Source organism: Streptomyces flavochromogenes, from assembly GCF_000717595.1.
GTDB lineage: Bacteria > Actinomycetota > Actinomycetes > Streptomycetales > Streptomycetaceae > Streptomyces > Streptomyces flavochromogenes.
The window spans coordinates 65494-76311 of the sequence record NZ_JNZO01000036.1 but is presented as its reverse complement, the minus strand read 5'-3'; the positions used below and the strand labels follow the sequence as shown (position 1 = coordinate 76311).

The window sequence follows — 10818 nt, the reverse complement described above, 5'->3', positions numbered from 1 at the left end:
GTGCGGGGGCGGGAGCGGGGGCCGGGGCGGGGGGTCCGGCGGAGGTGGTCGTGGGCGAGGGCGTCGGGGTCGGCGGGGCCGGGGTCGCCCCCGGGCCGGCGGAGGCACCGGGGCGTACGAGCACGAGGACGAGCGCGAGGGCGGCCACGGCGGCGAACGCCCCGGCGACGAGCACACCCCGCCGGACGCGCGCCCGGCCGCCGAGCGGCGCGGGTGCGGGGGGAGGGACCGGGCCGACGGGGGTGAGGGTGCCGGGGGAAGCGGTGGGCCCGGGCGGCGGGGAGGCCGGCGTGGGGCCGGCGTCGGGCGCGGCCACCCCCGGCGGCGCGGGTGCCGGGCCAGGCGGGGGCGCCGGTGCGGACGGCACGGCCCGCGCCGACTCCGGGGCCGCGACGGGCCCGGGGGTCGCGTCCGGCCTGCGCGCCGGGCCGGGCGCGGCTCCACCGGCCGGTTCGGCCGCCCCCTCGGGTCCGGCGGCCGCGTCCGACTCGCGGGCCGGGGCCGCGCCGACGGCTCCGGCCGAGCCGGCCGCTGCGCCCGGCCCGACGGTCGGGGCCGGAGCCGCTGGAGCTTGTGGACCTCCTGGATCCGTCAGGGGGTCCGGACCCCCCGGGCCCCCGGGCAGCGGGCGGCGGGTCTGGTCCGCTCGGGTCCACAGGTCCTCAAGGGCCCGCCGCTCGGCCTCGTCGGCGCCGCACAGCCGGGCCATCCTGGCGATCACGGCGAACCCTTCCGGCACCGTCTCCCCGGAGCAGTACCGGTGCAGCGTCGACGCGCTCACATTGAGCCGACGGGCCAGCGCCTCGTAGCTGCGGCCGCCGCGCGTCTTCAGCGCGCGCAGCCGCACCGAGAACTCCTCGACAGCGATGTCCTTCGACTTCCCCATCCGGTCGACCGTCCGTCCGCCTCAGTCCCGTCCCACGGGATCCCATGCCACCCACGTTCTCCCACGTCAGCGAGGGTGGAATGGTTCCGGGACGGACGATGGGCGCGTCATCGTTGCAGGCGGCGGGCGCCGGCCCGACGCTGGTTGAGCACTGACCGAACGACCCGACGGGGGATCCACCACCATGAACAGGCTCCGTACCGCACTCGCCACCGCCGCCGCTGCCGCCCTGGGCCTCGCGGCCCTCGCGACGGCCCCGGCGCAGGCCGCTGCCCAGCCCGCCTTCCTCGCCGCCTCCCAGATGCCGCCGTCGTCCACGCCGTGGACCGCCACCCAGGTCTTCGCCGGCGTCCCGGAGAACGGCGGCGCCCTCTGCGCCCCGTACAAGATCCCGGCGCAGAACACCCGCTACCGCGAGTTCAACACCGAGCTCGACACCAACGGCGTCCAGATCACCACCGTCGCCCGCACCGAGGCCGACGCGGTGAAGCTGGTCGACACCCTCCGCAAGGCCCTCGCCGGCTGCGGGCCCCTGCTGGAGCGGCAGAACCCGGGCCTGCACGCCGTCAGCGCCTCCCACGGCAAGCTCGCCGTCGAGGAGGGTGCCTGGGTCTACAGCCTGGACACCGCCGACCCGGAGGTCGGCAACACCGACATCCACCTCTTCGCGGTGGGCCGTGACGGCCGGACCGTCACCTATGTCCGATGGGGTCAGATGGGCGACCTGAAGGACGCCCCGCTGACGGCCTTCAAGACGACGACCCGTACGGCCGTGAACAAGCTCTGGTCCTGACGCAGCGTCATCCTGGCGGGTGTCGAACTACTCAGAGTGACAGTCAAGTCGCAGAGTACCGCCATTCGGGCGATACTGGGAGGTGAGCTGAGCTTCCGACGTCGGCACGCTCGTGGGTAGAGCCGAGCTGCCCGTCCGTCATCAGACCGGTACCGGTCGGGGGGACCCTTGCGAATGTGATGCGAAAGGACGCGTCATGGAACTCGAATCTCTCCCCCTGGAATCCCTGCCCGATCAGGTCGTCGCCGAGATCGAAGTGCGGGACCGCTGGAGGCGCGCAACGGCCGCCGGCGGCCTGGAGTTCCTCATCACCGACATCGGGAGGTGGCCACTGGGCATGACGGTGCGGGTCGCGTTCCTCGACGGGAACGACCAGCTGCACGCGGACATCGCGCGGGCGACGAAGCAGATCACCGACGCCTGCAACCTGACGCTCGACTTCGGGCAGAACGGCGGTGGTGGAACGTTCCGGCGATGGACCGAGGACGATACCGAACTCGCCGCCGAGATCCGGGTCAGCTTCGACCTGCAGGGCTTCTTCTCCCTGGTGGGCACCGACAGCACGGACCGTGCCATCGGCGCGGGAGGAGGCCCGGTCGGAGGCAACCCCGGCCAACGCAGCCTGAACCTCGGGCGGTTCGCGACGAACAGGCCGGCCCAGTGGGAGGGCACCGTGCGGCACGAGTTCCTGCACGCGCTGGGCTTCCATCACTCCCACCAGAACATGCGCGGTACCTGCGAGGGCGAGTTCCGCTGGGAGGACCCCGAAGGGTACGAGCCCACGCAGGACCCGACCGGTGCCTTCGTCGCGGACGCCCAGGGTCGGCAACCCGGCATCTACACGTTCCTCGCGGGTGCGCCGAACCGATGGCCGCGCGCGAAGGTGGATCACAACCTGCGCACCGTGGACGCCCCGGATCTCGTCGCCGGTCCCTTCGACGCGAAGTCCGTCATGCTGTACCGGTTCCCGGCGTTCTTCTACAAGTCCACCCCCAGCAGCTGCGCGCCGGCCGGTGACGGGCAGAACCTGTCGCCCGGCGACAAGCGCGGGCTCGACCTGCTGTACCCGCACACCACGGACGGGCTGGCGGACCGTCAGGCCCGTGCCGACGCGGTCCTTGAGTCGCTCGGCGCCGGTCCCGAGGGGCTTCCCGGCGCGAACGGCGGCGACCTGGCCAAGGTGTACCGCAGCCGGGTCGAGGAGCTGGCGGCCGCCCAGGCCGCGAGGACCCGGACCGCGGGCGTCCACTGACCCGCGCCGACCGAGCCGAGCAGGGGACGCCATGTCCGCCGGCAGTACGTACGAGCGGCTCCTCGGCGAGTCGCAGAGCGGAGGACTCGAGAGCGCCGACGGGGGCGGCGCGCCGAGTCCGCCTGATCCCGAACGCCTGATCACCCAACTGTCCGACGAGATCTCCCGGCTTGAGGAGCATCTCGGGGCCGATGCCGATCCGGAGGCGCGGAATCTGCTGATCCAAGGCGCCCAGGACGCGCTGCAGGAGGTCGCCGACCAAGGAGCCGATGCCCGGCTCGACATGGAGGACGTCGCGAGGCTGGAGGCCGTCGTCCACAGCGACGGAACGCGCCCGGTGCTCTTCGTCGAGGACGACTTCTTCGACGTCACGGCACCGGCGGCGGCGAACTGGGCGGCATCCCTGTCGCGGATCCAGCCCGAGCTCCGCACCGTCTGCCGGGCGGTCGGCCGGGTGAACGATCCCCAGTCGCTCCTCGGCTACCAGGGCACGGCGTGGGCGATCGACGACGGCGTCGTCGTGACGAACTACCACGTCCTGGAGGCCATCTCCACGCATCCGTCCCGTCCCGACGGGTCGTTCGGCGGGGAGCTCAAGCCGGGTGTGGCGGTCGACTTCGGCGCGGAGGTCGGAGGCGGGCCGGCGGACCGCGTGTTCCGGATCCGCCGCGTCCTGGGCGTGGGGCGCGCGGGGGCGCCCGAGTGCGCCCACCCGACCGTGCCGAGGGTCAACTTCGACGGCCTCGACCTGGCGGTACTGGAGCTCGAACCCGTGAGAGGAAGGCCGTTCCCCACCCCGGTCCAGGTGGCCCGGGGCGACGACGCGGCAACGCAAGGAGCGCTCGCCTCCCGTGGGCGCAGCGTCTACGTCGTCGGTTTCCCCGGCAGCGCGGCCTCGACGACGCCGGACGTCTTCGCCGAACTGTTCGCCGGGGTCGTGGGCGTGAAGCGCCTCACTCCAGGGGTGCTCACCGAGGGTCGGGGCGAGGTGGACAGGGATGAACGGAGCTGGATCATCAGCCATGACGCCAGCACGCTCGGCGGCAGCTCCGGGTCGCTCGTCGTCGACCTGGAGGCCGAGGGCCGGAAGGTCCTAGGGCTGCACTTCGCCGGGGTGCCCGACCGCGTGAACTGGGCCCACGGCCTCGAAGGGGCGACACCCGAACTGGCCGCCGTGATACCCGGGTGGTGATTCCCGTGCCGGAGTCCTGGGCCCCCGAGATCCTCAGCATGGCGAGATCCGTCAGGCGCGACATCCCGCGCATCCGGGTGATACTGGGGCAACTCGGGATCCGCAACGTCGACTACGAGGATCCCGACGACTACGTGCCGAGCGCGATCACCAACGCGCTGGGCCGAGGGAAGATCGTCGCGTTCCAGGCCGCCCTGGCCAAGGCGGACCTGATCGTCGACGGGCCGGTCGACATCAGCCGGGGTCTGTTCGAGCGCCTCGTCGAACTCCACTCCTTCGTCGCACCCGCCTACCTGCCCGTCGACGCCCGCCTGGCCGCGCGGCGCTTCCTCCTCGCCTCCGACCTCGTGTGCCGGATCGACGCCGGCAGCCGGCACGGAACCGGCCTCCTCGTCGCCCCGACCCTGGTCGCGACCGCCGCCCACCTGGTGTCCGACCTCGTCGACGCGACGGGTCCGGGGCTCCCCGTACCGCTCGCCGGCTCGACGAGCCGCATCCGCGTGGTCTTCGGGGACATGACGGATCTGCTCGACGGTGAGTCGACGCCCACGAGTCTGACGCCGACGACGGCACCCCTCGCGTCCTCGTGGCTCGCGGAGTACAGCCCCCCGACCGCCGAAGAGACCGAGGGCGACGGCTTCGTTCTCGACAGCGTCGCCGACATCGGCGAGGAAGGGCCCTGGGATCTCGCGATCCTGAGGCTGGCCGAGGCGCTTCCCTTCCGGCCCATGCCTCCGTGCGGGATCCTTCCGGGGAAGCCGTTCCAGATCCATGTCCTGCACCACCCCGGCGACGGCAGGGGCGGGGTCCACCCGCTGCTGTGGTCGGTCGGGACGGTCGACAAGCCCCTCGGAGATCCGCCCGTGCGGCTCCTGCATTCCGCGAACACGTCCGGCGGCTCCTCGGGTGCGCCGGTCTTCGACGCGGAGTTCCGCGTCGTCGGCCTCCATCAGGCGGGACCCGGACAGCGGGCGGCCAGTGGCGGTTCCACCCTCAACCGCGCCGTCCCCATGTCGCCCTGGTCGGCGAAGCTGGCGTCGCTGGAGTTCCCCGAGACCGTGCCGAGCGTGCCGACGGTGGAGAAGCTGGACAAGCAGGGCAACCCGGTGACCCGTACCGTCATCGGCCGACTCGGGACGGTGGAGCGGATCTGGCGAAGCCTCTTCCCCGATGCCACCGCTCCGGAGCGCCTCATCGCGGTCGTCGGCGAGCCCGGGCGCGGCCTCCGCTTCACACACGACCTCGTCCACACCGTCGTCACACGTTACGGGGGCGCGTACGCGGCCATCGACGTCGCGAACTGCCAGCGTGACGACGCCACGAGCTTCGCCGACAAGGTGGCGGGCGCCTTCGCCGCCGCGACCGACCCGCGACCCGCGACCGGGCTCACCACCCGGCAGCGCGAGGTGCGCAGTCGCACCGCGCCCGCCTTGTCCACAGCCCTCGCGGAGGTGGCGAGGACCGGCGGGGCGTGGCTCGTCCTCGAAGGCTTCGACAGCACGGCCGCACGTCCGTCGGCCGCGGTCGTGGACCTCGTGCGCCAGCTCATCCTGGAGTTGCCGGAGTCGCCCGGTGTCCGCCTCGTGCTGGCCGGGTGGCAGGAGACGCTCCCGCGCGAATTCGCGCCGAGCGTCGACTTCCTCGAACCTCCCTCGGCGGTGGACATCGCACGGACCTTCGTGCCGCCGGATCCCCCGCCGAAGGTCCTCGCGACCCTGGTGCCGAGGGTCCGGAAGGCCCTGGGCCCTGACGAGCCGTCGTTGAACGGCTGGTGCCCCTACCCGATCGCGGAACGCGCACGATCCGAGGTGGCGGTCGATGTCGGGGACCTGATCGGCGTCCTGCTGGAGGAACTCGGCGGTGCACCATGAACGGATCGCCGGAAGGTACGGGACGGGGCGAGGCCGACCAGTCCCTGCGTGCACTCCGGGAAGCATGGGAGGCACGCCCGGCCTCGGAGGTCGCGGAGTTCGCCCGAAGACTCGCGCGGCAGAAGTCGCCCCCACCCGTCGCCCGGCCGGCCCTGAAGGAGATCCGCGAGCTCGCGGCCGTGAGCGGCGCCGTACGCCCCGCCGACCTCGTCGGGCGGAAGACGGACCCGGACCTTCGGGCGGAGACGCTCGGCGGGATCGCCGCCGAATTCGACCAGACCGTCGTCGACGGCCGGACGGCGTGGACGATGCGCTCGGCGTACCGGGCAGCCACCTTGAGGCGGCTCGCCTCCACGGTGGTCGGGCTCGCCGACGCGCTGCGGCGGGCCGAGCACGTGAAGACGGATCCTGCCGGTCACGTGCTGCGAAGGCTGCTCGCCGAAGAGTTCCACCCCGACCCGGACGACGGCCGGCTCCCGGGCCACGTCGTCGGGGAGGCCACGACCGCCGAGGTGGCGCAGGCGCTTCTGTGGGCCGGGGGGGCCAGGGATTTCAGCGCGATCTTCGCGCGCACCGCCGCGGTGGGTCACGTCGAGTCGATCCTCAGGAGCTACGAAGGCCTGTTGGCCCAAGGAGTCATCGGGCGCGAACGTGAGCGCGAGGTGCTCAAGGCGTTCATCGAGGCCGAGACCGCGATGTCCGACGAGGACGTGCCCGTCCTGACACTGACCGGCGTCGGGGGCACCGGGAAGTCGACGCTCCTCGGCGAGGTCCTGCGGCCCCGCCTCACGGCCCTGGTGACGGGAAGGGGCGCGCCGGCGGTGGTCGTGATCGACCTCGACCGCGTCGCGTTCCGACCGGATGCCGAGGTCGAGCTGAGCTTCGACGTCACACGTCAGCTTGAGGTCGCCTGGCCCGAACTCGCCGGCTACCTGGCCAGAGCGAGGGTGCAGGAGACGTGGTCCCGAGCCCGGCGCAGGGAGCTGGGCTCGACCATCGAGGGGTCGTCCCGCAGCTCCGCCTCCCTCGAGTGGAGGGTGGGCGAGCTGCTGCGGAACTCGTCGAGAGCCGGCGCGCCGGTGCTGCTCGTCCTCGACACCTTCGAGGAATGGCAGCGGGCCCGGCCCTTCGCCGGCCCGCGGGACACCTGGAACGATCCAGAGGCCGTCATGGCGGAGTGGCTCGACAAGCTCCGCCGGCACATGGGGCTTTCCGGCCTCCGCGTCGTCGTGTCGGGACGGGCCACGTTCTCCCGAGTCCCCAGCGCGCACATCGAACTCGGCGAGCTGGACGCCGCTCCCGTCGCCGAGCTGCTGATCCGGCTCGGCGTGGGGAAGGAGGTGGCGCCGCGGCTCGCCGCCCAGGTCGGCGGCAACCCCCTCACGCTGCATGTCGCGGCGCGGTTCGTCGGACGCCTCGATTCCGAGGAGCGGGCGAGGTTCCTCGACAGCGACGCCATGGACACGGGTCTCGGCCAAGAGCTGCGTCGTGCGGTGCTGTACGACCGGTTCCTCGCCCACATCGGCGATGACCGGGTGCGGAGACTCGCCCACCCCGGCCTGGTCCTGCGGCGGGTCACGCCGGAGCTCGTCCGGGAGGTCCTGGCCGGGCCGTGCGGGTTCCCGGAGATGACGACCACGGAGGCGGCCGACCTCGTCGACCGGCTCGTCGACGAGGTCTGGCTGGTGCGGCGGGCGGCCGACGGCAGTGTGCGGCACGTGCCCGAGGTGCGGCGCGCGATGCTCGCCCTCATGGCCCGCGACCCCGACGCCCGGGACCGGATCCTGGCCATCCACGCGCGCGCGGCCGACTGGTACCACCCGCAGGACGTCGACGTCATGGAACCGGCGACGACGGAGAACGTCGAGGCTTACTACCACCGGCTGATGCTGGAGACGGAGCACCTGACGCCGGCCGTCGACGAGTGGAACGTCCAGATGTCGTCCCCGGACGACCGGAACTACCACATCCGATTCGCGCGCGAGCTCGGCGAGAGCGTGTCCGACCTGGCGCCGGCCGTCGAGGCCCAGCTCCGGCTGCTGCGCGGCGACCGGCTGGAACCCGCACAGGCCGCGCTGCTCCCCGACGGCTTCTGGGCCCATCATGTCGAGGTCGCGGGTGCGTCCTTCGTCGAACTCGGCGAGCCGGAGGCGGCCGTCGGCCTCCTCCTCCACCGGCCGTGGCCGTCGGAGGCGAGGCGGCCCGAATGGGTCGCGCAGGCGTTCTGCGACAGCGCCCGCTGGGACGAATTCGCGGAGCAGGCCCGCGCGTCGGACCTTCGTCCGTCGGATCGCCACGAGTTCGTGAACCTCATCGTGTCGGAGGACGAACCGGCGCGGCAGCGGCTGCTCCACCCGAGGTCGCCCGGGGGCGGCGACCAGGCGGACGAGCTGCTCGGGAACTTCTTCCTCGCCCTCGGACAGGTGGCGACCGGTCGCGCCGTGGCGGACGTACGGACTCCGGTCCGACCGGGCCGGCCGGACCGGAAGACAGCCATCTCCGCGGGGTTCCCGGTCGACCAGTTGCGCCAGTACGCCGTGTGCGTCCTGACCGGTGCCAGGCTGCCCTGGAACGAGGGCGCCGCGCTCTTCCGGGACGTCGCCGGCCTGCTCGTCCCGGATCCCGGAGTCATGCGGGCCTTCGGGTACCTCACGCTCGACCGCGCCTTCACCGACGTGGCGCAGGAGCTCGACGAGCTCGCCGAGCGGGCGCGCGCGGCGCGCCCCGGGGCTCCCGGCGATCTTCGTTCGCACGACGTCCTCGGCGGCTTCGCCGGGCGTATCGCGAGGCGGGGGTTCGAGGCGGACGCCCTCCGGCGTCCGATCCGGCCCGACGCCCTGACAGCCCTGCGCGGGGACAACCCCGAGCTGCGGCCGGCGATCCGCAAGGTGCTCCACGAGGTGGCGCCCGGTGACGACTGGCTGAAGTCGCTCGGCGAGCTCGCGACCGGGCTGCTGCCGATTCCGGTGGCCGATCTGCGCCCCGACGACCTGCCGTTCCTGAGCGAGTCCGGTGCCCGGTCCGCGTTCGTGACGCTCGTGGAGTACGTCGATCGTTCACGGGTCATGAGCCGTTTCCTGTCCGGTGCGCGGGAGCGGCATCCCGACCCGTGGCGCCTCGACGGCCTCATCCGCGCCTTCGACCGCTGGGACGACGCGCACCGGACCCTGTTGGAGGGGCTCACCGCGACGTGAGCGCGAACCACAGCTCCATGCGCACGTCCGGGTCGTCCAGGTCCCGGTCCAGGAGTGCGGCGCAGCGGGCGATCCGCTGGCGGACGGTGTTGCGGTGGATGTCCATCGCGACGGCCGTCCGGTCCCAGCCGCCGTGCAACGAGAGCCAGACGCGCAGGGTCTCGGCGAGTGGTTCGGTCAGCGGGGCGAGGAGGGCGCGCGCGTGGGCGCCGGCCTCGTCCGGGTCCACCAGGGCGGCGATCCCGCCGGGGCGGTGCCGGACCAGATCCGCCCCGGTCGCCTCCGCCCGCCGCAGGGCTCGCCCCGCCTGCGCGTCGGCCGCCGCGAGCTCGCCCGCTTCGACGGGGGCGCTCACCCCCAGCGTCCAGCCGGCCTGAGCGGTGACGGGGGAGGAGGCGGGCAGGAGCAGGCGTACGGCCCCCGGAGCCGTAAGGCCCGAGCCCGCGGCCCCCGGAGCAGTGCCGCCCGGGTCGGCCGTCCGCGCCCCCGTAGCCGTGCCGCCCGAGCCCGCCGCTCCCGGAGCCGTACCGCCCGCGTCCGCCAGTGGTGTCCCCATCGCCGCCGCCAGCGAGGCCGCGGCGAACGGGGTGCCGTCGCCGCCCGCGGCGTGGACCACCGTCCACGGGCCCGGGCCCAGCGTGTCCGCGATGTCCGCCGGGGCCGCGCCGAGCAGGAGCCGGACCAGGGCACCGTCCCGTACGGTCGCGTCGGCGCCCCGGTGCGGGGCCGTCAGCAGGGACAGCAGGACGACCGCGACCCCCGCGATGGTGTGGTCGCCGGGTCCGCGCCGTTCCGTCGCCACCCCGAGCGTCAGCCCGTCCCCGCCGCCGAGCGCGTACGCGGCGAGCCGGAGCCCGCCGCCGTCCCCGCTCGCCGAGGCCGGGCCGCCCGGGCGGGGGCCGAGGACGCCCGCGAGGTCCCGCAGCGCCCGGGCGGCCTCCGCCGGCACCTCCCGGCCGGCCGCCACCGACTCCGTACCGTCCGTCCCGAAGAGCACCGCCCGTCCCCCGAGCCGTGAGGCGAGCGCGCCGAGCACCGCCGGGACCGGGGCCGGCCGGGCCGCGGCCGCCGCCAGGGACCGCTGGGCCTCCGTCACCCGGCGGAGCTCGTGCAGCCGGGCCTCCGCCATCAGCCGCCACAGGGCCCGCGCCACCGCAGTGAACGGGGTCTTCGGCGGCACCTCGACCAGCGGCAGACCGTGCCGTGCGCAGGCCTCGACGAGCTCGGCGGGGACCGTGTCGTACACCGGCGTCACGCCGAAGGCGAGCGCCGCCGCCCCCGCCTCCACCACCCGCTCCACGTAGTGCGCCGGATCGGCGAGCTGCACGCCCGCCGTCATGAGCAGCTCACCGCCGAGGAGGTACGGGTACGGGTCGGCCATCTCCGAGGTGTGCACCCAGTGGATCGAGACGTCCTCCGGCCCGGCGAGCAGCCGGAGCCCGAGGTCCCGCCGGGCGAGCAGCGCGGTCAGCGAGACCGGCGGCGCGGGCGGGGTGGCGGCGGGCTCGGCGGAGCTCATGGTCATGTGCCCTTCGTACATCCCCCGCCCGGTCAGTGGAGGAAACGTACACTTCATCGTCGCTTTCCGGCCACCTACTGTCATGGCATCCAGAGGCCGCGGGTACGGGCG

General features: G+C 73.7%; 7 protein-coding genes. 5 read left to right on the top strand and 2 right to left on the bottom strand.

Going from position 1 to position 10818, the window contains the following annotated elements; translation table 11 throughout:
- Window positions 1-886, bottom strand: an 886-nt coding sequence (locus IF00_RS42940; protein WP_158710548.1) for a helix-turn-helix domain-containing protein, incomplete at its 3' end; no start/stop codon positions are given.
- A gap of 184 nt (window positions 887-1070) precedes the next feature.
- On the opposite strand from IF00_RS42940, the gene IF00_RS0134745 reads away from it, so the two are divergent.
- The 5 genes from IF00_RS0134745 to IF00_RS0134725 all read left to right on the top strand — a co-directional run bounded on the left by IF00_RS0134745 (window position 1071) and on the right by IF00_RS0134725 (window position 9188).
- Entirely contained in the window at window positions 1071-1679 is a 609-nt protein-coding gene (locus IF00_RS0134745; RefSeq protein ID WP_030325095.1) for a hypothetical protein, read from the top strand.
- A gap of 196 nt (window positions 1680-1875) precedes the next feature.
- Entirely contained in the window at window positions 1876-2931 is a 1056-nt protein-coding gene (locus IF00_RS0134740; protein ID WP_051820769.1) for a zinc metalloprotease, read from the top strand.
- 31 nt (window positions 2932-2962) lie between these two features.
- Window positions 2963-4123, top strand: a complete 1161-nt coding sequence (locus IF00_RS0134735; RefSeq protein ID WP_030325093.1) for a trypsin-like serine peptidase — start codon at window positions 2963-2965, stop codon at window positions 4121-4123.
- A 5-nt stretch (window positions 4124-4128) separates the two neighbouring features.
- The gene (locus tag IF00_RS0134730) at window positions 4129-5994 is read left to right on the top strand and encodes a S1 family peptidase (RefSeq protein WP_158710547.1); all 1866 of its coding nucleotides are present in this window, start codon (window positions 4129-4131) and stop codon (window positions 5992-5994) included.
- Window positions 5991-9188, top strand: a complete 3198-nt coding sequence (locus tag IF00_RS0134725; protein WP_030325090.1) for an AAA family ATPase — start codon at window positions 5991-5993, stop codon at window positions 9186-9188. The genes IF00_RS0134730 and IF00_RS0134725 overlap by 4 nt, the downstream gene beginning before the upstream one ends.
- Here IF00_RS0134725 and IF00_RS0134720 read toward each other — a convergent pair.
- Window positions 9175-10713, bottom strand: a complete 1539-nt coding sequence (locus tag IF00_RS0134720) for a PucR family transcriptional regulator (RefSeq protein WP_245234712.1) — start codon at window positions 10711-10713, stop codon at window positions 9175-9177. The genes IF00_RS0134725 and IF00_RS0134720 overlap by 14 nt on opposite strands.
- Window positions 10714-10818: the final 105 nt, after the last annotated feature.

Excerpts from the sequence above, each read along its gene's own strand:
- IF00_RS0134745 (WP_030325095.1), top strand. The coding sequence starts at position 1,071 with ATGAACAGGCTCCGTACCGCACTCGCCACCGCCGCCGCTGCCGCCCTG.
- IF00_RS0134740 (WP_051820769.1), top strand. The coding sequence starts at position 1,876 with ATGGAACTCGAATCTCTCCCCCTGGAATCCCTGCCCGATCAGGTCGTC.
- IF00_RS0134735 (WP_030325093.1), top strand. The coding sequence starts at position 2,963 with ATGTCCGCCGGCAGTACGTACGAGCGGCTCCTCGGCGAGTCGCAGAGC.
- IF00_RS0134725 (WP_030325090.1), top strand. The coding sequence starts at position 5,991 with ATGAACGGATCGCCGGAAGGTACGGGACGGGGCGAGGCCGACCAGTCC.
- IF00_RS0134720 (WP_245234712.1), bottom strand. The coding sequence starts at position 10,713 with ATGACCATGAGCTCCGCCGAGCCCGCCGCCACCCCGCCCGCGCCGCCG.